The following is a 21,631-nucleotide window of genomic DNA, read 5'->3' on the forward strand; positions in this document are numbered from 1 at the left end:
GGTGACGCTGGGCGTGGAGGTCGCGCGCACGTCGACGGACTGGAAGACCGGCGGGTACGTGAACCTGATCGTCGGCGCGTTGCTGATGCAGCAGATCGGGTTCTTCTACGCGGACGGCACGCTGGCGACCCTCTCCCGCAGGCTGCTGGCCGCGCTCGGCGCCGTCACGCTGCCCGCGCTGGTGTTCTTCAGCAGCTACCCGCGGTCGATGATGGTGCTCGGCGTCGCGCAGATCTGCCTGGCGCTGCTGGCCCGCGGCCGGCTCACGGCGTGGCTCGACGGCCGGTTCTGGCACGTCGTGGACTTCACCCGGCGTTCGCCGATGACGGTGTACCTCGCGTACCTCGCCGGGGTCGGCGCGCTGGGCGGGCTGCTCGGGCTGACGCAGGCGCCGATCTGGCTGGTGCTCGGGCTGGTGCCGCTGATCCTGCTGTTCCACCGGTTCGAGCGGCGCCTGGTCAAGTCCACGAAGCTCGCGCACGAGTCGCACCGCACGCGGCTCGCGACGGCGATGGGCGTGTCGTTCGGGACGCTCGGCGTGCTCGGGTTCGTGGTCAGCGGGTTCCTCGGTGACGGGGTGCTGGTGCTGCTTCCGGTCGACCCGCTGCAGAACCTCATCCACCTGCTGCTCGGCTGGTACCTGATCCACACCGCCCGCCACGGCAGCTGCGACACCCGCTTGCCGTGGCTGCTCACGGCGTTGGCGTGCGTTCCGCCGATGCTGGCGCTGGACCCGACTCCCCCGGTGGTGGTGCTGCACGCCGTGGCGATCGGCCTTGCAGTGCTCGGAGCCATCCCCAGGTCACGACCGCGCACACCGGCAGCCACAGCAGGCGCTGCCACACCCAGTCCGGATGATCTGGTGGCTGCTGGAGCCCCGGCAACGGCCCCCACGCGCTGAACGCCAGCGTCACGGTCACGAGCGCGCTCTGGTGCGCGAGGAAGATCCCCAGCGCGCGCTTGTTCAGCCACACCACGGGTTTCGCCGTGCCGAGCCTGCTCAGCAACGGTGCGACCGTGAGCACCAGCCCGATCTGGGCGAACGCCAGCGCGAGCGTGGCGTAGTTCGGCGGATTGAGGTTCGAGACCGCCTCACCCGGAATGCCCACCGCCGACACCGGATACCCGCCGACCGTCGTCAGCAACGCGTACCCGAGCACGCCCGCGACCAGCAGCGGCGGGCCGGGGATCCGCCTGCGCGCCAGCGAGTGCCCGAGCTGCCAGGCGGCCCACCACACCGCGTACGGCAGCACCAGCACCAGCACGACCGGGACCAGCACACCCCACGAGTGCTCGTCCAGCCTGCGCACCAACGGTTTCATCGCCAGCAGCACCAGGTAGACGCCGAAGAACCACAGCGGTGTCGTGACCAGGAACCCGATGTTCCAGGCCGTCCCCTGGTCGACGCCGCGCAGCACCAGTCCGAACAGGACGGCCGCCCAGCAGCCGAGCATCAGCAGTGTGGGCACGGCGAGTTGCTTGAGCCGCAGAAGGAACGGCGTCTGCGAGTGAGCCGCCGCGTAGCCGCCGACGAAGAAGAAGAGGCCGAGTGTTTGCAGCACCCACGAGACCGGGGTGAGCGAGGTCAGGTGCTTGAGCGGGCTGTCGATGTACATGCCGGTCGGGGTGTCGACCAACGCGGTGACCAGCCAATGGCCGAGGACGACGGTGACCACGGCGAGCGCGCGCACGGCGTCGATGAACGGGTTCCTGGGCACCGCTGCATTCCCGGCGACGTCCACCCCGGCGCCCATCACGCCTGGTCCCCGTCCGCGATGCGGGCGAGGGCGGCCAGCGTGGCCGTGCCCGGCTCGTAGTAGCTGTCGTGCTTCCCGCCCTCGAACCGCAGCACCGTCGCCCCGAACCCCTCGCTCGCCGGGTCGGTCCCGTGCCCGAGGTCGAACAACCGCGCGTTCGGCACGAACCGCATCCAGTCCCCGCCGGACCGCAACGCCCACACGCGCGCCCGAGTCCCCAGCTCGGCCACCGATCCCGCCCGCACCCCGGGACTCCCGGTGAAGACGATGTCGTCCACGTCCAGCGAAGGTGCGGCCAGCCCGACCACCACCGACCCGTAGCTGTGGCCGAAGACGTGGACGCGTCCGGGCGTCCGCAACGCCCGCACGAAGTCGACCAGCGCGGCGGCGCCCTGACGGGCGAGCGACCCGGTCATCGCGTCCACCCCGAGCCCCTGCGGGGTCCGGTACCCGAGCCACGCCACCACGGCGAGGTCGTCGCGGTGCGCCTGCTCGTAGAGGTTGGACGCCATCCGCCCGAGCGTGCGGTCGAACCGGTCGACGTCCACGTCGGAACCGGGCACCACGACCACCACGTCACGGGCGGTCGCGAGGTCACCGACGACCGCGACCCGGCGGGCGACGTCGGAGCGCCATTGCGCGATCGACGGCGCGACCAACGGCAGGGCGATCAGCAGGAGGAACAGGACGGCTCGGCGCATGTCCCCGAAGCTAGGAAGACGACGGGCCCCGGATCGTCACCCCGCAGCGCCATTACCCCGGTACCACGAGCCCGCTCTCGTAGGCGGCGATGACGGCCTGCGCGCGGTCGCGGAGGCCGAGTTTCATGAGCACGCGGCTCACATGCGTCTTGACGGTCTGCTCGGCCAGCACCAGGTGCGCGGCGATCTCAGCGTTCGACATGCCCTGCGCGATCAGCACGAGGATCTCGGTCTCGCGCTCGGTGAGGACGCCCAGCTGCGCGGGCCTGACCCGTTCGGAACGGCGTGACCGCACGAAGTCCTCGATCAGGCGCTTGGTGATCGACGGCGCGAGCAACGCCTCGCCGGCCGCCACCACGCGCACGGCGTTGAGCAGCTCACGGGCGGGCGCGTGCTTCAGCAGGAACCCGCTCGCACCGGCCTGCAGCGCCTCGTAGACGTAGTCGTCGAGGTCGAACGTCGTCAGCACCAGCACCTTCGGGCCGTCGGTGCCGTCGAGCAGCAGCCGGGTGGCGGTGAGCCCGTCCATCTCCGGCATGCGGATGTCCATCAGCACGACGTCCGGTCTGACCGTACGCGCCAGCGCGACGCCCTGCACGCCGTTGCCCGCCGCGCCGACGACCTCGATGTCGTCCTGCGCGTCGAGCAGCGCGGAGAAGCCCTCGCGCACCATCTCCTGGTCGTCGACCACGACCACCCTGATCACTTGTCCCCCAACGGAATCCTCGCCCGCACCACGAAGCCGCCGTCCTCGGTCGACTTCACGGTCAGCGTGCCACCGTGCACCGCGACCCGTTCGCGCATTCCCACAAGACCCTGGCCGCTGCCCCCGCCCCGGGACGGTCCACCGGCGGTGTTGCGCACCAGCACGTCCAGCCGGTCGCCGTCGCGGCGCACGTGGACGGACGCCTTCGAGCCGGGCGCGTGCCTGGTGGCGTTCGTGAGCGCCTCCTGCACGATCCGGTACGCGGTGAGGCCGACCGCCTCCGGCACGTCGTCCACGTCGATCTCGGCGGAGTCCCCCGGCCTCGTCAGCTCCGGGATGCGGCTGATGCCGGGCTGCGGTTCGCGTTGCGGGGTCTCGCCGTTGGTCCGCAGCACGCCCAGCAGGCGTTGCATGTCGGTGATCGCCTCCCGCGCCGCCTCACCGACCTCCGCGAACTCCTTCTCCGCCTCCTCGTTGAGGCCTTTGAGGCGGTAGGGCGCGGTTTCGCACCTCACGACCACCAACGACATGTGGTGCGCCACGACGTCGTGCATCTCGCGCGCGATGCGAGCCCGTTCCTCGAGCGCGGCCTTGGCGTCCCGCTCGTGCTCGAGCTCCCGTTCCGCCCTGCCGCGGGCACCGAGCAGGTAGACCACCGCGCTCACGATCGGCACGAACAGCGCCAGGTCCGCGGCCTGCGGTTCGGAGGCGATGACCAGCGCCATGGTGATCAACGTCGCCGTGATGACGATCGCACGCGAGTAGAACGCGACGACCACGACGAACAGCGGCGCGGCGGTCCAGTACTGCATGGCCGCGGCGCCTTCGCCCGCTATGAGGATGCTCACGACGTAGAACCCCGGCACGGCCAGCCGCCAGGCGTAGAGCGGCGACCGGATCAGCAGGACGTACGGCCCGACCGTGGCCAGGAAGATGACGACCCACCAGCCGTCCGAGTCCGCCTGGCGCACGTAGCCGGCGCTCGCGACGATCCCCCACACCAGCGCGTAGATGATCAGCGCGGCGTGCACCGGGACGCGCAGGCGACCGAGCGGCCTCACGAGCACTCGGGTGCGGTCGGGGCCGAGAACGGTTCGGTACAACGCGCGGAACACCAGCCGATGCTAGGTGGATTCGCTCATCCGCACATTGACCTGCGGAGTGAGGTACCGAGGTATGACTCTGATCAAGATGGGGCATTGCGAATGCGTGACGCCGCGCGGTAGGCAGTACCTGTGAAACCACCACAGGATCCAGATCGCTGGTCGCGGCTCACCGCCGTGGCCGGTGAGGCGCTGGCTGCCGCCAGGGCCGGGGAAGACGCTGTGGCGGTGGACCTCGTGACCGGGTACCTCAGCGGGTCGCCCGAGGGCAACGAGGAGATCCGTGAGCTGGTGCTGCTGCTGTTCGCCGAGTGCAGCAGCATGGTCAGCGCGCTCGGGTCCGGCGGCGCCACGCCGGTGAAGATGCAGGTCTTCGACGAGGACGGCAACGAGGTCCAGATCGACGACGCGGACCCGCCCGTCCGCACCGCGATCCGCGCGTTGCTGGCCGAGGTGCACGGCGACCAGGACGCGGCGTCGGAGCAGATCGAGATCGCCCTGGCCAACGGCCAGCCGCAGGAGCTCGCGACCGTGGTCCTGCAAGCCCTGCGGTGGACGTTGAAGCTGGCCATAGAGTGCGAGACGCGCGATCTGCCCGTCGCGCCGTGGATCACCGCGTCACTGGACGACCAGCCCTGACGTGCAGCAGTGCGTCCACACCGTCCATGAGGTGCTGGTCGAGCGGGAAGTACCCCATCTCGAGCCGGGTGTCGGTGCGGGACGGTCCCCGCGGCTTGTCCTTCGTGATGCCCCAGGTCGTGAACCGGCTCTGCAGCTGCCCTTCCGGAGTCGCCCTGTCCGGTTCACCCAGTCCGAACGAGTCGTTGCGGCCGAGCGTGCCGCCGATGACGGTGTAGCGGTCACCGAGGATCGGGGCCACCAGCGCGCCCGCGGAGAACCACTCGACCCGTTCGCCGCCCATCTCCATCGAGGAGTTGGTGCGCTGCAGGTGGGCGTTGTGCGCGAACACGAACGTCGGGCCGTTCGCCGTCTCGGCGCGCCGGATCTCCAGCAGGTTCCGCGCCATCACGCCGTCGCGCATCTGGCACAGGCGGTTGAGGCGCACGCCCAGCGGGTTCGGCTCCGCGCACTCCCGGTGGTACTGGAGCAGGCTGAGGCCCGCCTGGAGGTGCGTCTCCGCGCGGGCCCACGCCTCGTCGGTGCCGCGGCGCTCGTAGAGCCGCCTGAGCATGCCCGTGCCGATCTCCCGGAGCCGGACGGCCTCCTCGGACCGCCCCGGTGACTGCTCGGCGTGCAGGACCGCCTCGTCGCGGCTCCAGGTCTCGTCGTCGATCGTGAGGTCCACGTCCTCGCCCAGGTGGTCGCGGGCGTGTTCGAGGTACGGGCGAGGACTGGGCGCGCTGGTCGTCTCGGTCTGGAAGTCGAAGCCGTGGAACGACAAGCGGTTCCGCGGCGCTCGGTCCGCGTTGTACTCGCGCATCCACTGCACGAGTTCGCGGTTGGCGGGCCAGTGCTCGCCGAACGAGTGGGAGAAGCCCTCCTTCACCACCACGTCCAGGTCGCCGGGGCCGCCGTGCACGTAGTCGTTGACGAGGAGCCCCCTGATCCGGCAGGTCTCCAGGGCGATCGAGCGGTAGCCCAGGCCCGCCAGCTGCTCGAACAGCTCGTTGCGGATCCAGGTGTGGGCGTGTTCGAGGTGGGTCGGCTCCCCGAACGCCAAGAGCTCGGTGAAGGGGCTGATGAACTCGCGGATGTCCTGGCTCATGTGGTTCAACCGTAACATTGAAAGCTCGCTTGAGACTTGGACGCGATCGCTGCTGATGAAGGTCGCTAAAGTCTCAACCGTGCGACCAGCTGACCTCGCCCGTGAACACGGCCTCTCGGCCCAGGCCGTGCGCAACTACGAGGAGGCCGGGTTCCTCCCGCCCGCCGGGCGCACGCCGTCCGGCTACCGCGTCTTCACCGAGGTCCACGCCGCCGCGCTGCGCACGTTCCTCGCGCTGGTCCCGGCCTTCGGGCACGCCCGCGCCGGCCAGATCATGAACGCGGTCCACGCCGGATCGCTCGACGACGCGCTGGAGTGGATCGACCGCGGCCACGAGCAGCTGCTGCGCGACCGCTCGACGCTCGACTCGGTCAGCCGCGCGGTGCAGGACCTGACCGACGTCGAGCCGGTGCTGGGGCCGCGCACGATCGGTGAGCTGGCCCGCCGCCTCGGCGTGACGCCGGCGACGCTGCGCGCGTGGGAGGAGGCCGGAATCCTCGTACCGGCAAGGGAGAGGACCGGCTACCGCGTGTTCCGGGCGGAGGACGTCCGCGACGCCGAGCTGGCGCACCTGCTGCGCCGCGGCGGCTATCCGTTGGCGCACATAGCCCTGGTGGTGGACCAGGTCCGCACGGCGGGCGGCACCGACACGCTGGGTGCCGCCCTCGCCGACTGGCGCCGCCGCCTCACCGCGCAGGGCCTCGCGATGCTGGCCGCGGCCGCACGGCTCAACGAGTACCTGAACGCACGGGCACCAGTTCCGTGACGAGCGCGCCGACCTGCTCGCTCTCGATCAGGAACGCGTCGTGCCCGTACGGCGACTCGATCACCCGCAGCCGGTCCGCTCCGGGGATGCCTGCCGCGAGTTCTTCCTGCTGTGCCAACGGGTACAGCCGGTCGGAGTCGACGCCCGCCACGATGGTGCGCGCGGTGACCTTCCGCAACGCGGCCCTGATCCCGCCGCGCTGGTGGCCGACGTCGTGCGAGTTCATCGCCTCGGTCAGCGTGACGTAGCTGGCAGCGTCGAACCTCCGCGTCAGCTTCGCCGCGTGGTGGTCCAGATAGGACTCCACCTCGAACCGCCCGTCGTCCTGGAGGTTCCTCCCGAACCGGGCCTGCAGCTCCTGCTCACTGCGGTAGCTGATGTGCGCGATCCGCCGCGCGATCCCCAGTCCCTCCACGGGATCGGCCCTGATCGCGTGCAGCTGCGCGGACGCCAGCGCGATCTGCTCGGCGGACGCCGCGGCCGTCGTCGCAAGCAGCAGCAACGATTCCACGCGTCCGGGCTCGCTCACCGCCCACTCGACGGCGCGCATACCGCCCATGGACCCGCCGAGCACCGCGGCCCACCGCTCGATCCCGAGGTGGTCCGCGAGGTGCACCTCGGCCGCGACCTGGTCCCGGATGGTGATCGCGGGGAAACCGGGGTGCTGCCAGGGACCGGTGCTGCCCTGGCAGCCGCCCAGCACGTTCGGCGCCACCACGAAGAACCCGTCGAGCGGCTTTCCCTTGCCCACCAGGGAGTCCCACCAGCCCGGCGTGGGGTGGCCCGGCTCCACGCCCCCGGCGACATGGCTGTCCCCGGTGAGGGCGTGGAGCACGAGCACCGCGTTGGAGGCCTCCGCGTTCAAGGTCCCCCACGTCTCGTACGCGAGCTGGAAACCCGGCAGTTCCCCGAACGGTGCGGCGTGGCTGAACCACTGCCGCCGCCCGTTCGGATCGCCGAACCGCCAGCCGCCCACTACAACTCGGACTTCGCCGCGGTGAAGCCCGCCTCGAGGTCCGCCTTGAGGTCCTCGAGGCCTTCGAGGCCGACCGACAGCCGCACCAGGCCGGGCGCGACGCCCGTGACGAGCTGCTCCTCTGGCGTGAGCTGGCTGTGCGTGGTCGAGGCGGGGTGCACGATCAGCGACCGCACGTCACCGATGTTCACCAGCTGGCTGAACAGGCTCGTGCCGTCGACGAACGCCCGTCCGGCCTCGACACCGCCGCGCAGCTCGAAGCTCACGACCGCGCCGGCGCCCTTGGGCAGGTACTTCTGCGCGTTGGCGTGGAACGGCGACGACGGCAGGCCCGCGTAGTGGACCTTCTCGACCTCGTCGCGCTGCTCCAGCCACTCGGCCAGCGCCTGCGCGTTCTGCACGTGCCGCTCGATGCGCAGCGACAACGTCTCGATGCCCTGGATCACCAGGAAGCTCGTCAGCGGCGCGATGGACGCACCCGTGTCCCGCAGCCCCTGCACGCGCAGCTTCGCCGCGAACGCCCCGTGCCCGAGCACCGGCCAGTACTGCAGGCCGTTGTAGCTGGGGTCGGGCTCGTGGAAGTCGGGGAACTTCTCGGCGCCGTACTCGAACTTGCCGCCGTCCACGACCACACCGGCGATGGCCGTGCCGTGACCGCCGAGGTACTTCGTCGCGGAGTGGATGACGATGTCCGCGCCGTGCTCCAACGGCCGCAGCAGGTACGGCGTGGGCACCGTGTTGTCGACGAGCAGCGGCACGTCGTTGGCGTGCGCGACGCCGGCAACACCCTCGATGTCGAGCACGTGCGACCGCGGGTTGGCCAGCGTCTCCGCGAAGAACAGCTTGGTGTTGGGCCGCACCGCCGCCTGCCACGCGTCGAGGTCGTCGGGGTCGTCCACGAAGGACACCTCGATGCCGAGCTTCGGCAGCGTGTAGTGGAACAGGTTGTACGTGCCGCCGTAGAGCGACGCGCTCGAGACCAGGTGGTCACCGGACCGCGCGAGGTTCAGGATCGCGGCCGTCTCCGCCGCGGACCCGGACGCGAAGGCGACGGCGGCGATGCCCCCTTCGAGAGCGGCGACGCGCTGCTCCAGCACGTCCTGCGTGGGGTTGTTGATGCGGGTGTAGATGTTCCCGGGCTCGGCCAGCGAGAACAGGTCCGCACCGTGCTGCGTGTCCCGGAAGACGTAGGAGGTGGTCTGGTAGATCGGCGTGGCGCGAGCGCCGGTGGCCGGGTCGGGCGCGGCACCCGCGTGGATCTGAGCAGTCTCGAAGGACCAGGACATGGCTGTGCTCCAGAACGTTCGTTGATGCGAGAGGGGGTTTGGGATCAACGAGAGCAACGACAGGCCATGCTGGTGACGCGCACGTAATCGACGTGGCGTCGGCTAACCAGCGGCATGGTCATAGTCGACGAATGTAAGGGGCCACACGGTCCCCTGGACACCCCGTCCAACAGGTGAGACCGCATAGGCTGATCGCATGCGCACAGCTCTGGTCGGCTACGGACTAGGTGGGGCGGCCTTCCACGCCCCGTTCATCGAGGCAACCCCGGGCCTGGACCTCTCCGCCGTGGTCACCTCGAACCCGAAGCGCCAGGCAGAGGTGGCCGAACGCTACCCGGCAGCCCGCCTGCTGTCCTCTCTGGACGAAGTCTGGGCAGGCGACTTCGACCTGGTCGTCATCACCACCCCGAACCGCTTCCACGCGACCCACGCCCGCCAGGTCCTGGAACACGGCCTCGACGTCGTCGTCGACAAACCCTTCGCGGGCTCCGCCATGGAAGCGAGGGCCCTGGCCTCCATCGCCTCCTCCCGAGGCCTCAGGCTCGTCCCGTTCCACAACCGCCGCTGGGACGGCGACTTCCTCACCGTCCAGCGCCTCCTGGCCTCGAACGCCCTGGGCAAGGTCCACAGGTTCGAGTCCCGCTTCGAGCGCTACCGCCCCGAGATCAAGTCGTCGTGGAAGGAATCAGGCGACCCGGCAGACCTCGGCAGCATCCTGTTCGACCTCGGCACACACCTCATTGACCAGTCGGTGGCCCTCTTCGGCCGCCCGGTGACGGTGCACGCCGAGATCGCCACAGTCCGCCCCGGCGCCCGAGCGGACGACGACGTCTTCCTCTCCCTGACCCACGAGGACGGCGTCCGCTCCCACCTCTGGATGAGCGCGCTGGCAGCAGACCTGGGCCCGCGCTTCCGCGTGCTGGGCCACGACGCCGCGTACGTGAAGCACGGCATGGACCCGCAGGAGGACCGCCTCAAGGCAGGCGACACCCCGGCGGGCCCGGGCTGGGGCGAGGACCCCGAACCCGCCTGGGGCACCCTCGGCGGCAAGCCCCTGCGCACCGAGCCGGGCGCCTACCAGGACTTCTACGCGGCGGTGGCCGCAGGCGAGGTGCCGGTGTCGCCGCAGGACGCGGTGACGGGCCTGGAGGTGATCGAGGCGGCGAAGCAGTCGGCCGCGACGGGAGGCGCGGTCCGCCTCTGACCGCACGGCAGCGCGGGGTGAGGCGGGGGCGGGCAGAACGGCAGGGCAGGCGGGGCGGCGGACGCGAGGGCGGGCACGCTTGATCGTCCGCGATGCCGAAGGCGAGCCGCGCGATCGGTGCGACGCCGCAGGCGAGCCGTGCGATCGGTGCGACGCCGCAGGCGAGCCGCGCGATCGGTGCGACGCCGCAGGCGAGCCGCGCGATCGGTGCGACGCCGCAGGCGAGCCGTCCTGAACAAAGAGGTACCGGCGGTGGGGTCCCATCACGAGTCGCGCCACAGCACTTGCTGCATGCCTGAGGGGGTGTCAACTCGACACGCTTTTCGTCGAGTTGACACCCCCTCAGGCATGTGGCCCGCTCCTGGTGCGGCTCGTGATGGGACCCCACCGCCAACGCGCCCAAACCAAGCAACCGGCAGCCGCCCTAAGCAGCAGGCGTGCCATCAGCCCACAGGCGGCGCTACCCCCTGATCAGATTGCCGGGGTCTGGGGCAGAGCCCCAGGGGAAGCACGCAAGGCGACCAGGCCGCCCGCAAAAGCAGCCACGCAAAAGCAGCCACCCGCAGAAGCCGCAAAGCCACACCCCTACGGCCGCACCAACGGCGGATACAACACCTCAGCCTCCCCCCGCCGAAACAAGGCAGCCGGCCGCCCCCCATCCCGCGAAGTAGTCCCCCCGGTAGCCACCAACAACCCATCCACCCCCGTGACCTTCCGGTGAAAGTTCCGGGGATCCAGCGAAACCCCCCAAACGATCTCGTAAACCCGCCTCAACTCGGCCACCGTGAACTCAGGACCACAAAACGCGGTCCCCAAAGCCGAGTACTCCAACTTGGCCCGAGCCCGCTCCACCCCGTCCCCCAAGATCCGCGCGTGGTCGAAGGCCAGCGAAGAAGCCTCCCCCACCGGCACCCAAGAAGCGGCGGCGGCATCGGTCCCGGCAACAGGCACCGGCAGATCAGGCGCCAACGCCAGATAGGCAACGGACACGACCCGCATCCGAGGGTCCCGCCGCGGCTCCCCGTACGTCCCCAACTGCTCGAGGTGCAGCCCGGACACCCCGGTCTCCTCGGCCAGTTCCCGCACGGCCGCGGCATCCACCGACTCGGTGACCTGCACGAACCCACCAGGCAACGCCCACCGCCCCCGATAGGGCGCCTCCCCGCGACGAACCAGCAGCGCGCACAGCGCATCGCCTCGCACGGTCAGCACCACGAGGTCGACCGTGACCGCGAAGGGAGGGAAATCACTTGGCGAGTACACCACCGAAGCATAGGCTTATCGTCAGATCGACGACAAGCCACCGAAGGAGCGTGCCCCCATGGCCGACATCAGCACCTACCCCGGACTCCGCCACCTCCGCGGAGCCCCGACCGTCCACGTCCGACACGTCAAGAACGGCAAGATCGCCCACGAGGGCACCGGCCTGAGCTTCTGGTTCCGCCCCAGAACCGCGGTCCTGAGCGAAGTCCCGGTGGACGACCGGGAGCTCCCGATGCTCTTCCACGCGAGAACGCAGGACTACCAGGACGTCACGGTCCAGCTCACGGTCACCTACCGCTGCACCAACCCGGAGACGGCGACGACCAGGATCGACTTCTCGATCGACCCCGACACCGGCACCTGGCGCCAGGACCCGCTGAGCCAGATCGCGAACACCCTCACCGAGAGCACCCAGCAGCACGCCCTCAAGATCCTCGGCACCCTCGACCTGGAGACCGCCATCCGGACCGGAGTCGAGAAGGTCAAGACCGCGGTCGCGACCAACCTCAAGGCCGACCACATCGGCCTGGAGATCATCGACGTGAGGGTCGTCGCGATCCGCCCGGACGCCGACATGGAGAAGGCCCTCCAGACCACCATCCGCGAGAAGGTCCAGCAGGAGGCCGACAAGGCGACCTACGAACGCCGTGCCATCGCGGTCGAGCGCGAGCGCGCGATCAGCGAGAACGAGCTGCAGAACCAGATCGAGCTCGCCAAACGAGAAGAGCTCCTGGTCGTGCAGCGCGGCGCGAACGCCCTCAAGAAGGCCGAGGACCACGCGAGGGCCAGCCGGGTCGCCGACGACGCCAAGGCCGAGGGCATCCGCAAGCTCGCGGAAGCCGAGGCCGCCGGCGAGAAGGCGCGACTGGACGCCTACAAGGAGGTCCCGCAGGCGACGCTGCTCGCCCTGGCGGCGAAGGAACTCGCCGGCAACCTCCCGGAGATCGGCAGCATCACGCTCACGCCGGACGTCATCCAGCCGATCCTGCAGCGGCTCGCGCGATGAGCCTCGCACCGAGAATCGTGCTGGTGCACAGGCGCACCGAGCTGACAGAGTTGTTGGCACGACACGGGACGAGGGGTCAGGTCGAGTTCTTCCTCAAGTCCCGCAACCGAACCCTGGACGAGGTGGTGGACCGTGACCAGCAGACCCGCAAAGCGCTGGGAGACGTCGGCGCCGCGATCCCGCTCGACTGGCGCCGCGGCGTCGTCGAGCGGGAAGACCTGTCGCGGTTCCTGTTCGCGCCCGAGGACGTAGTCGTCATCGTCGGGCAGGACGGGCTGGTCGCCAACGTCGCCAAGTACCTCGACGGCCAGCCCGTGATCGGCATCAACCCGGAACGGGGCGTGCTCGCCCGGCACGCCCCGCAGGACGCCGCGGAACTCCTGCACAGCACGAACGACACCGAGGACCGCACGATGGTCGAGGCCAGGGCGGACGACGGCCAGACCCTCTGCGCGCTCAACGAGATCTACGTCGGCCACCCGAGCCACCAGACCAGCCGCTACCGCATCGCGGACGAGCGCCAGGCGTCGTCCGGCGTCCTCGTCGGCAGCGGCACGGGAGCGACGGGCTGGTGCAATTCGGCCCACCGCGAGCGGAAGAGCCTTCTCACCCTCCCCACCCCGACCGAACGCAGGCTCGTCTGGTTCGTCCGGGAGGCCTGGCCGTCGCCGAGCACCGGCATCGAGCACACCGAGGGCGAGATCACCGGCGAAGCGCTGCAGATCGACGTCGAGTCGGACGGCCTCGTGGCGTTCGGCGACGGCATCGAGAGCGACGCGCTACGGCTGGGCTGGGGCCAGCGGCTGAGCATCGGACTCGCCGCCCGCAGACTCCGCCTCGTGCGCTGACCCGATCACGAGCAGACACACGCCGGACAGCACCGCGCCGGCGATCAGGTACAGCGCGATGGCCCAGGTCCCGGTGCGCAGCAACGACTGCGCGACCAGCGGGGCGAGCCCGCCGCCCAGCACCGCGCCCAACTGGAAGCTCAACGCCACCCCGCTGTACCGCACGCGGGTCCGGAACAGCTCGGCGAAGTAGGCGGCCGACGGGCCGAACAACGCGGCCGAGCCGACGAAGCCGAGCACCATCGCGAACGTGAACCAGCCCGAGTCCGTCAGCCAGAACAGCGGGAACGCGAACGCGGCCTGGAAGATCGCGCCGCCGAACATCACCGGCAACCGGCCGACGCGGTCCGACAGGAGCCCGAAGGCGGGCACCGCAACGACCTGCGCCAGCGATCCGACGACGGTCGCGACCAGCAGGTCGTCCGCGGAGATCTTCAGCGCCGTGCGCCCGTAGCCGATCATGAACACGCTCAGCACGTAGATGAAGATCGTGAACCCGAGGTTCACGCCGGCGCCCAGCAGCACCACGCGCCACCGGTCGCGCAGCACCTCCGCGATCGGCAGCCGCGCCTTCTCGACCCGCGCGAACTGCGGCGACTCCGACACGCGCAGCCGGATGTAGAGGCCGATGCCGACCAGCACGACCGAGAACAGGAACGGCAACCGCCAGCCCCAGCTCAGGAAGTCCGGCCCGGACGCGCGCGACGACACGTACATCGCGAGGTTCGCGAGCACGAGTCCGACCGGCGACCCGATGAACACCCAGCTGCCGTACCAGCCCCACCGCCCCGGCGGCGCGTGCTCGACGGCCATCAGCGACGCGCCGCCCTGCTCTCCGCCCATGAAGAAGCCCTGGACGAGCCGCAGCAACACGAGCGACAACGGCGCGAGGATCCCGACGTGGGCGTAGGTCGGCAGCAGACCGATCAACGCCGTCGACGCGCCCGTCACCGAAAGGGTGATCACGAGCATCGGCCGCCGCCCGATCCGGTCACCGAGGTGCCCGATGACCGCGCCGCCCAGCGGCCGGGCGAAGAAACCCGCGCCGAACGTGGCGAACGCGAGCAGCACGCCGACGCGCGAGTCGAACTGCGGGAAGAAGATCTTGTCGAACACGAGCGCCGACGCCGTGCCGTAGAGCAGGAAGTCGTACAACTCGATCGTGTTACCGACCGCTGAAGCCGTCGCTACTTTGCGTGCCCCCGTCATCGTTCCAGCCTGGTGGAGGGATTGACACTGCGCAATGGTCCGGTCACCCTTCGTCCTACGTTCCTACTCTTCAGTAACGAGGTAGCAATGACGCGCCGAGTGACTGTCGTTTCCCTGCTCACAGCCCTGTTCGCGGCCTTGCTGGCACCGCACGCCGCCGCCGCACCGACCTACCGGAACTACGTCTCGCTCGGAGATTCGTTCGTCTCGGGACCGTTCATCCCCCTGCAGCGGCTCGACCCGCTGAGCTGCTTCAAGTCCACGCAGAACTACCCGTCCGTGCTCGCGCGGAAGCTCGGCATCGCCAACTTCACCGACATCTCCTGCGGTGGCGCGCAGACCAAGGACATGGCGGGCGTCCAGTCCGGCGTCCCCGGCCAGTCGGTGCCGCAGTTCTCCGCCCTCAAAGCCGATACCGACCTCGTCACGGTGTCCATCGGCGGCAACGACATCGGCTTCTCCGACATCATCCTGACCTGCGCCGGCAAGAGCATCACCGATCCGAACGGCGCTCCCTGCAAGGCGAACTACGGCGACTCGCTCGGTCAGCGCGTCGACGCCACCGCCGCCAAGGTGGCCGCCGTCCTGCAGGGCATCAAGCAGCGCAGCCCGAAGGCGAAGGTCGTCGTGGTCGGCTACCTGCGGATCCTGCCGCCGTCCGGCGGCTGCTGGCCCGTCGTGCCGATCTCCAAGGGCGACGTGCCGTACCTCGACAACGTGCAGCAGCAGCTGAACGGAATGCTGGGCGCACAGGCGAAAGCGGCCGGTGCCACGTTCGTGAACCCCTACGACATCAGCCTCGGTCGCGACACGTGCGCGGCGCCGTGGGACAAGTGGGTCGAGGGCATCATCCCGACGAGCCTCGCGTTCCCCGTTCACCCGAACGCCAAGGGCATGGCTGCGGTGGGTGACCAGGTGGCGAAGGCGCTCGCCAGGACGGAGTCCACGCGCGTCTAGTTGCACGCAGTCAGGGCGGATTACACGATCTGGTGTTACCGCCCGGTTGAATGGAATCTCGGGTCTTTGCCGCGCCAGAGTGTTGGCATGGCAAGGACCCGACTTCTGTTTGCCTGTCTCGCGCTCGCCGCACCGCTCGTCCCCGCGACGGCCCAGGCGGCCCCCCTGACAGAGGCCCTCTTCCCCGCAGCCGGCGTGACGCTGTCGGTGCAGCCGGAGATGGGCACGCTCAGCACCACGCAGCTGACCTGCGAACCCACGGGTGGACTGCACCGCAACGCCCAGCAGGCGTGCGACCAGCTCACGCCCGTCGAGGGCGACTTCCGCAGACTGGACGCGGCGGAGGTGATGTGCACGATGGAGCTGAACCCGACCAAGGCGACGTTGCGCGGCAAGTGGCGCAACAAGAAGATCGATTTCCAGCAGGTGTACTCGAACCCGTGCGTGCTGCGCGCGCACACGGGCAAGGTCTTCGACTTCTGATCCCCTGATCGCGCCACCGGTTGTTCCAGCACACCGCCGTCGTGCTGGAACAACCGGTGGCCTTCAGCTCGCACGGCCTAGCATGCCGGGCATGGGGGACTTCCTGGTCTACACGATCGGCTTCCCGATCACGTTCCTGCTGCTCGTGCTGGGCATGGCCCTGGCCGCGCGGCGAATCCTCGGCCTGCGCATCGGCCTGATCCGCACCGCGCTGGCGTGCGCGCTGGCGATGTCGGTCGCACAAAGCACTTTCGGCGAGACGACAGCCGAACCGTCCGCGGGTCTCGTGACGCTCCAACTCGGACTGTCCATCCTCGCCGTGATCGCGGTGCTGGCGCTCGCGGAGATCATCGTCCCGACCGGCTCGATCCCGCCGCCCACCGAGTGGTGGGGCATGGCGCGGCGCCGGATCGCGCGGACCCGGCGGTACTCGCGGATCACCGCGATCGCGTTCCGCCACGGCCTGGGGCCCTACCTGCGCGGCCGCGAACGCACCTCCACCGGCCTCTCGCGGTCGCTGCGGCTCGCGTTGCAGGACGCGGGCGTGACGTTCGTGAAACTCGGGCAGGTGCTGTCGACGCGCGCCGACCTGCTGCCGCAGGACTTCGTCGACGAGCTGAGCCTGTTGCAGGACAAGGTGCCCGCGGCGAAGTGGGACCAGGTGCGCGAGGTGCTCGACGCCGAGGTCGGGCTCGACGCCTTCCGCGAGGTGGACCCCGAACCACTCGCGGCGGCCTCGATCGCGCAGGTGCACCGAGCCGTGCTGCGCTCCGGCGCCGAGGTCGTCGTGAAGGTGCAACGGCCAGACGTGCGGGCAACGGCCGAGGGGGATCTCGACATCGTCTCGCGCCTCGCCGAGACGCTGCAGCGCACCCGCTGGGGCTCCGCGCTGGGCATCCGGGACCTCGCGGCCGGGTTCGCGGCGGCGTTGCGCGAGGAACTCGACTTCAGGATCGAGGCGCGCAACATCACGGCCGTGGCGGCGGCGTCGGACTCGTCGGTCGGCCTGCCGCACGTCCACCTGTCGACCGCACGCGTCCTCGTCATGGACCGGCTCGACGGCGTGCCGCTGCGGGGCGCGTCCGAGGACGAGGGGCTCGCACGGACGTTGCTGCGGTTCGTGCTGCGTCAGGTCATGCTCGACGGCGTCTTCCACGCGGACCCGCACCCCGGCAACGTGCTGCTGCTGACGGACGGCCGCCTCGGCCTGCTCGACTTCGGCTCGGTCGGGCGGATCGACTCCGCGCTGCGCTCGGCGCTGCAACGGCTGCTCCTCGCGATCGACCGCAGCGACCCGGCGGGCCTCACCGACGCGCTGCTGGAGCTGACGTCCCATCCCGAGGACATCGACGAGCAACGGCTGGAGCGTGCCCTCGGCCAGTTCATGGCCCGCCACCTCGGCGCGGGCATGCGGCCGGACGTGGAGATGTTCGGCGACCTGTTCCTGATCGTGTCCCGGTTCGGCCTGAGCATCCCGCCGGAGGTCGCGGCGGTGTTCCGGGCCCTGGCGACGCTGGAGGGCACGCTCGCGGAGCTGGCGCCGGGCTTCAACATCGTGGTCGAGTCGCGGGCCTTCGCCGCCGAGCAGATCTCCGAACGGCTCACGGCCGAGTCGGTGAAACGCACGATGGCCGAGGAACTGCAGGCCGTGCTACCCATGCTGCGCCGGCTGCCGCGGCGGATCGACCGGATCACCGGGGCGGTGGAGCAGGGCCGCCTGAGCATGTCGGTGCGGCTGTTCGCGGACGAACGCGACAGGTCGTTCGTCACGGGCCTGCTGCACCAGGTGATGCTGACGGCCCTGGGCGCCACGGCGGGCGTGATGTCGGTCCTGCTGCTCGGCTCGTCCGGCGGGCCGCGGATCTCGCCGGACGTGGGTCTGCACCAGGTGTTCGGCTACAACCTGATGATCATCTCGGTGCTGCTGGGCCTGCGGGTCGTCGTCGCGGTGTTCCGGCCGCGCTCCTAGAACTGCCTGCGGTACACCGAAACGTCGTCGCGCCACACGCCGAACTGGTCCGGCGCCGACTGGACGACCGTCATCTCGTTGAGGTGGCCGAGCACCCGCCACGCCCGCGCAACCGCTTGCGCACCCGCGTAGGCGATGGTGCAGAACCGGCGCGGCTCGACGACCGTGCGCACGCGGTCGACGTGGCCGACGCTCATCGGCGTGTCCTGCCAGAGGTCCAATGTGTACCCGGTGCGGATGGGGTCGCCGGACCCGAGGACGCCCTCGATGCTGACCACCAGCCGGTCGTTCTCGAGCCTCAGGTCGTAGTGGCCGCTGCGCGGAGGGGTGCCGCCGGTGTATGCGGAGCGTGCCGGGTCGAGCACCCAGTGCCCCAGAAAAGGCACGAGATCGTCACTCATGTGTGTCCCTTCGCGGAACCTGCGCCACTGGCGGATTGTCCGGCGGATCGACGTGGGCGACCATCACCCGATGAGTTATGAGACGGGCGTCCGGTGGAAGTGGATACCGGCCGTCGTGCTCGGCTTCGTGTTGCTGAGCTGGATCGTGTTCGAGGCACTCGACCTCATCGACTTCGACGGTGTCGTGACGTGGGTGCGCGGCATCGACCCGGTGTGGGCGGCGGCGGCGATCTTCGCCCTGCTCGTCGTGGACGTGCTGCTGCCCGTGCCGTCCACGCCGCTCATCGTGCTGGCGGGAACGGCACTCGGCCTGCCCCTCGGGCTGGCACTCGCGGTCGTCGGATCCCTGGGTTCCTCTGCCGCAGGGTACGCCCTGGGGCGGTTCGCGGGCCCGGTCCTGGTGCGGCGGGTGGTGACCATCGAGGAGTTGACCGAGATGCGGCGCTGGGGCCGCCAGTTCGGGCCGTGGTTCTTCGGCGTGGCCCGCGGCATCCCGATGATGGCGGAGACCGTGTCCGTGTCCGCCGGGGTGTCCAGGGTGTCGTTCCGGACCTTCATGTCGTACACGCTCATCGGAACCCTGCCGATCTGCGCCGCCTACGTGTTCGCCGGGTCGAAGGCCGAGACCGTCGAGCAGATCGTGATGATCAGCGCGGCCGGATTCCTGTTGACGGTCGGCCTCTTCTACCTCCTGCGCCGGCTCGTGAAGGCGGCGCCTTAGAAAAACCCTTTGCGCGGCGTGGTTGTATGAATGAGCGCCCGGTGCGCAGCGGAGGGTTACTTCCGGTGATTCTCAGGTTCGATTCCTGAGGCCGGCTCCGGCCGGTCTCTGCTCACCTCGGTGAGCACGTCACCTTCCGTGATCTGATCTCGGGCGTCCAAACTCCACATCGGCTTCGAATTAATTCGCTGGCGCGGTGTGGTTGCATGTAAATAGCACCCGGTGCGAAAGTCCGCGGTTACTTCATTGGAGATGAAAACCCAACCGCGGGCGTGTTTGATCTCGGGAGCGCACAACTCCACACGTGTCCGGTGCGAAGCAGAGGGTTACTTCCACTCCTAATGGGCGGGTTGCGGGTTCGAGTCCCGTCAGTCGTTCGGCGGCTGTAGCTCAACTGGCAGAGCAGCACGTACCTTCCGCGACCTCGACCTCGGACACGTGTGGAGTTCGTGAGCTCCCTTTTGTCTGCCCAAAAGGGGGAAAGAGCCGATGGCGAAGTTCAACATCTTCCGCGCGCGTCCGGCGGGCACCAGCCCTGTCGCCACGGCGCCGGAACCGACGGGCCGCACCCACGAGCGCGGCGACGGCTACGCGCGCGACACGAAGTCCGAGCTGTTCCTGCTCGCCGTGTCGAACATGGGCGGCGAGGACACGTTCTACGAGTCCGGCCGCAAGCGCGACAACCGCTTCGCAGCGCTCGTGCACGCCGCGGCACTCGCGGATCCCGAATGGACCGCGCGCCTGCTCAAGTGGCTGCGCAGCGAGGCGAACATGCGCACCGCGTCGTTGGTCGGCGCGGCGGAGTTCGTGCTCGCCCGCCTGGTCGCCGAGTCCGACGCGGGCGTCACCAACCGCGCCGTCGTCGACTCCGTCCTCCAGCGGGCGGACGAGCCGGGCGAACTCCTCGCCTACTGGACCGCCCAGAACGGCCGGCGCGTCCCGAAGCCGATCAAGCGCGGCATCTCCGACGCCGTCCGGCGGCTGTACGACGAGCGCGCGGTCCTCAAGTGGGACAGCGACGCCCGCGGCTACCGGATGGCCGACGTGCTGAACCTCGCCCACCCGTCGCCCGCAGCACCGTGGCAGGGCGAGCTCTTCCAGTACGTGCTGGACCGCCGCCGCTCCCCCGACACCGAGGTGCCGGAGGCGCTGCGCGTGGTCGCGGCACGGTGTGAGCTGATGGCGTGGCCGCTGGAACAGCGCCGTGCGCTCTTCTCGCGTCCCGACGCGGCCGACGTGCTGCAGCGGGCCGGGATGACGTGGGAGGCCGTGGCGGGATGGCTGCAGGGACCGCTCACCCGCGAGGTGTGGGAGGCGCTGGCGCCGTCGATGGGGTACATGGCCCAGTTGAGGAACCTCAGGAACTTCGACGAGGCCGGCCTGTCCGACGAGGCGGCGGCGCTGGTCGCGGCACGTCTGGCCGACCCCGGCCAGGTCGCGCGCTCGCGCCAGTTCCCGTTCCGCTTCCTGTCCGCGTACGAGGCGGCGCCGAGCCTGCGCTGGGGCCACGCCCTGGACCAGGCGCTGCAGGCGTCGCTGGCGAACCTGCCCGCACTGCCGGGCCGGTCGCTCGTCCTCATCGACACCTCGGCGTCGATGTCGGGCGGCGCGATCTCGGCCCGTTCGAAGGTCACCCCGGCCAAGGCCGCGGCGGTCTTCGGCGTCGCGCTCGGCGCGAAGGGCGAGCAGGTCGACGTGGTCGGGTTCGCGGACGGCACGTTCCGCCACGACGTCCCACGAGGGGCGTCGGTGATCCGCGAGGTGGACCGGTTCCTCCGGCGGATCGGCGAGGTCGGGCACGGCACCGACATCGTCGGGTCGCTGCGGCGCTCGTACCGGCGGCACGACCGCGTGTTCATCATCTCGGACATGCAGACGATGTCCGGGTACTACGGCAAGGGCGTCTCGGACGTCGTGCCGGCGCACGTGCCGATCTACGGGTTCAACCTGGGCGGGTACGAGCACGCGGCGTACGCGACCGGCAAGGCCAACAGGCACGAATTCGGCGGCCTTACGGACGCAACATTTCGCATGGTCCCGTTGCTCGAGGCAGGTCAGAACGCCACCTGGCCGTTCTGACGGTGTGAGGGTTCTCTGACGCGGAGAACCCTCACACTTACTATCAGTTAGCGTTCTCACCAGCTATGATGCTGACATGGAGTACAACGTGTTCGCGAAGGCGTGCCCGTCACGTCCCTTGCTGGAGCACGTCACCGGCAGGTGGGGCGGCCTGACGATGGGCGTGCTCGTGGACGGCCCGCTGCGGTTCAACGAACTGCGCCGCCGCGTCGACGGGGTCAGCGAGAAGATGCTGTCCCAGACGTTGCAGGCGCTGGAGCGCGACGGGCTCGTGCACCGCGACGCGCAGCCCACGAACCCGCCGCGCGTCGACTACAGCCTCACGCCGCTGGGGCGCGAGACGGCGGAGCGGCTGCTCTCGTTGATCCACCTGCTGGAAGCGCGGATGCCCGAGGTGCTGGACGCGCAGAAGGCGTACGACGCCCGCTGACCTGGTGAATCCGCTTGGTGTGGCTGATTGGGCTGATCGT

Annotated in this window: 21 protein-coding genes; 11 read left to right on the forward strand and 10 right to left on the reverse strand. The window is 69.8% G+C overall.

The window, feature by feature from the left end:
- Positions 1-692 precede the first annotated feature (692 nt).
- Genes BMY74_RS46935 through BMY74_RS41640 form a run of 4 tightly spaced genes read right to left on the reverse strand, consistent with a single transcriptional unit; the run spans position 693 to position 4,279 of the window.
- Entirely contained in the window at positions 693-1,754 is a 1,062-nt protein-coding gene (locus BMY74_RS46935; protein WP_089927207.1) for an acyltransferase family protein, read from the reverse strand.
- A complete protein-coding gene (locus BMY74_RS41630; protein WP_089927210.1) occupies positions 1,754-2,458 on the reverse strand; it encodes an alpha/beta hydrolase in 705 nt (234 codons plus the stop codon). Before BMY74_RS41630 ends, BMY74_RS46935 begins: the two co-directional genes overlap by 1 nt.
- A 52-nt stretch (positions 2,459-2,510) precedes the next feature.
- Positions 2,511-3,164 carry a response regulator gene (locus tag BMY74_RS41635; RefSeq protein ID WP_089927212.1) on the reverse strand — a complete coding sequence of 218 codons (654 nt, stop codon included), beginning with the start codon at positions 3,162-3,164 and terminating at the stop codon, positions 2,511-2,513.
- Complete coding sequence (locus BMY74_RS41640) at positions 3,161-4,279, reverse strand: sensor histidine kinase (RefSeq protein WP_089927215.1); 1,119 nt, start codon at positions 4,277-4,279, stop codon at positions 3,161-3,163. The genes BMY74_RS41635 and BMY74_RS41640 overlap by 4 nt, the downstream gene beginning before the upstream one ends.
- A 120-nt stretch (positions 4,280-4,399) precedes the next feature.
- Here BMY74_RS41640 and BMY74_RS41645 point away from each other — a divergent pair, with 120 nt between their 5' ends.
- Complete coding sequence (locus tag BMY74_RS41645) at positions 4,400-4,906, forward strand: hypothetical protein (protein WP_089927217.1); 507 nt, start codon at positions 4,400-4,402, stop codon at positions 4,904-4,906.
- Here the strand turns inward: BMY74_RS41645 and BMY74_RS41650 are convergent.
- On the reverse strand, positions 4,878-5,993 hold the full coding sequence (locus BMY74_RS41650) for an erythromycin esterase family protein (RefSeq protein ID WP_089927219.1): 1,116 nt from the start codon (positions 5,991-5,993) through the stop codon (positions 4,878-4,880). The genes BMY74_RS41645 and BMY74_RS41650 overlap by 29 nt on opposite strands.
- A gap of 79 nt (positions 5,994-6,072) precedes the next feature.
- On the opposite strand from BMY74_RS41650, the gene BMY74_RS41655 reads away from it, so the two are divergent.
- The gene (locus BMY74_RS41655) at positions 6,073-6,759 is read left to right on the forward strand and encodes a MerR family DNA-binding transcriptional regulator (protein ID WP_245786690.1); all 687 of its coding nucleotides are present in this window, start codon (positions 6,073-6,075) and stop codon (positions 6,757-6,759) included.
- On the opposite strand, the gene metX is transcribed toward BMY74_RS41655, so the two are convergent.
- Positions 6,722-7,735 (reverse strand): homoserine O-acetyltransferase MetX, encoded by a 1,014-nt coding sequence (gene metX, locus BMY74_RS41660; protein ID WP_089927224.1) that lies wholly within the window; start codon positions 7,733-7,735, stop codon positions 6,722-6,724. The genes BMY74_RS41655 and metX overlap by 38 nt on opposite strands.
- On the reverse strand, positions 7,735-9,021 hold the full coding sequence (locus BMY74_RS41665) for a bifunctional o-acetylhomoserine/o-acetylserine sulfhydrylase (RefSeq protein ID WP_089927228.1): 1,287 nt from the start codon (positions 9,019-9,021) through the stop codon (positions 7,735-7,737). The genes metX and BMY74_RS41665 overlap by 1 nt, the downstream gene beginning before the upstream one ends.
- A 196-nt stretch (positions 9,022-9,217) precedes the next feature.
- Between BMY74_RS41665 and BMY74_RS41670 the strand changes: the two genes are divergently transcribed.
- Positions 9,218-10,225, forward strand: coding sequence for a Gfo/Idh/MocA family protein (locus BMY74_RS41670; protein ID WP_089927231.1), 1,008 nt, complete (start codon positions 9,218-9,220; stop codon positions 10,223-10,225).
- 585 nt (positions 10,226-10,810) lie between these two features.
- Here the strand turns inward: BMY74_RS41670 and BMY74_RS41675 are convergent.
- Positions 10,811-11,488: an NUDIX hydrolase gene (locus tag BMY74_RS41675; protein WP_218159942.1), complete on the reverse strand. Its 678-nt coding sequence runs from the start codon at positions 11,486-11,488 to the stop codon at positions 10,811-10,813.
- Between the two features lie 58 nt (positions 11,489-11,546).
- On the opposite strand from BMY74_RS41675, the gene BMY74_RS41680 reads away from it, so the two are divergent.
- Both BMY74_RS41680 and BMY74_RS41685 read left to right on the forward strand, forming a co-directional pair.
- Positions 11,547-12,494 carry an SPFH domain-containing protein gene (locus BMY74_RS41680; RefSeq protein ID WP_089927237.1) on the forward strand — a complete coding sequence of 316 codons (948 nt, stop codon included), beginning with the start codon at positions 11,547-11,549 and terminating at the stop codon, positions 12,492-12,494.
- A gap of 23 nt (positions 12,495-12,517) precedes the next feature.
- Positions 12,518-13,342: a hypothetical protein gene (locus BMY74_RS41685; RefSeq protein WP_245786692.1), complete on the forward strand. Its 825-nt coding sequence runs from the start codon at positions 12,518-12,520 to the stop codon at positions 13,340-13,342.
- On the opposite strand, the gene BMY74_RS41690 is transcribed toward BMY74_RS41685, so the two are convergent.
- The gene (locus BMY74_RS41690) at positions 13,274-14,551 is read right to left on the reverse strand and encodes an MFS transporter (RefSeq protein WP_089927242.1); all 1,278 of its coding nucleotides are present in this window, start codon (positions 14,549-14,551) and stop codon (positions 13,274-13,276) included. The two genes, BMY74_RS41685 and BMY74_RS41690, sit on opposite strands and share 69 nt — an antisense overlap.
- A gap of 87 nt (positions 14,552-14,638) precedes the next feature.
- On the opposite strand from BMY74_RS41690, the gene BMY74_RS41695 reads away from it, so the two are divergent.
- The 3 genes from BMY74_RS41695 (at position 14,639) to BMY74_RS41705 (ending at position 17,960) form a co-directional block, all read left to right on the forward strand.
- Positions 14,639-15,508, forward strand: coding sequence for an SGNH/GDSL hydrolase family protein (locus BMY74_RS41695; protein ID WP_089927244.1), 870 nt, complete (start codon positions 14,639-14,641; stop codon positions 15,506-15,508).
- An 87-nt stretch (positions 15,509-15,595) separates the two neighbouring features.
- On the forward strand, positions 15,596-15,991 hold the full coding sequence (locus BMY74_RS41700) for an SSI family serine proteinase inhibitor (protein ID WP_089927247.1): 396 nt from the start codon (positions 15,596-15,598) through the stop codon (positions 15,989-15,991).
- A 91-nt stretch (positions 15,992-16,082) separates the two neighbouring features.
- The gene (locus tag BMY74_RS41705) at positions 16,083-17,960 is read left to right on the forward strand and encodes an ABC1 kinase family protein (RefSeq protein WP_089927352.1); all 1,878 of its coding nucleotides are present in this window, start codon (positions 16,083-16,085) and stop codon (positions 17,958-17,960) included.
- On the opposite strand, the gene BMY74_RS41710 is transcribed toward BMY74_RS41705, so the two are convergent.
- Complete coding sequence (locus BMY74_RS41710) at positions 17,957-18,361, reverse strand: hypothetical protein (protein WP_143091943.1); 405 nt, start codon at positions 18,359-18,361, stop codon at positions 17,957-17,959. The two genes, BMY74_RS41705 and BMY74_RS41710, sit on opposite strands and share 4 nt — an antisense overlap.
- A 70-nt stretch (positions 18,362-18,431) precedes the next feature.
- Here BMY74_RS41710 and BMY74_RS41715 point away from each other — a divergent pair, with 70 nt between their 5' ends.
- From BMY74_RS41715 to BMY74_RS41725, 3 genes are all read left to right on the forward strand, one after another.
- Positions 18,432-19,082: a TVP38/TMEM64 family protein gene (locus BMY74_RS41715; RefSeq protein WP_177230208.1), complete on the forward strand. Its 651-nt coding sequence runs from the start codon at positions 18,432-18,434 to the stop codon at positions 19,080-19,082.
- A gap of 489 nt (positions 19,083-19,571) precedes the next feature.
- Positions 19,572-21,161 carry a TROVE domain-containing protein gene (locus BMY74_RS41720; protein WP_089927255.1) on the forward strand — a complete coding sequence of 530 codons (1,590 nt, stop codon included), beginning with the start codon at positions 19,572-19,574 and terminating at the stop codon, positions 21,159-21,161.
- A gap of 76 nt (positions 21,162-21,237) precedes the next feature.
- The gene (locus tag BMY74_RS41725; RefSeq protein WP_089927257.1) at positions 21,238-21,591 is read left to right on the forward strand and encodes a winged helix-turn-helix transcriptional regulator; all 354 of its coding nucleotides are present in this window, start codon (positions 21,238-21,240) and stop codon (positions 21,589-21,591) included.
- The last annotated feature ends 40 nt before the right edge of the window (positions 21,592-21,631 follow it).

Origin of the sequence: Lentzea albida (assembly GCF_900111005.1) — a bacterium.
GTDB classification, from domain to species: Bacteria; Actinomycetota; Actinomycetes; order Mycobacteriales; family Pseudonocardiaceae; genus Lentzea; species Lentzea albida.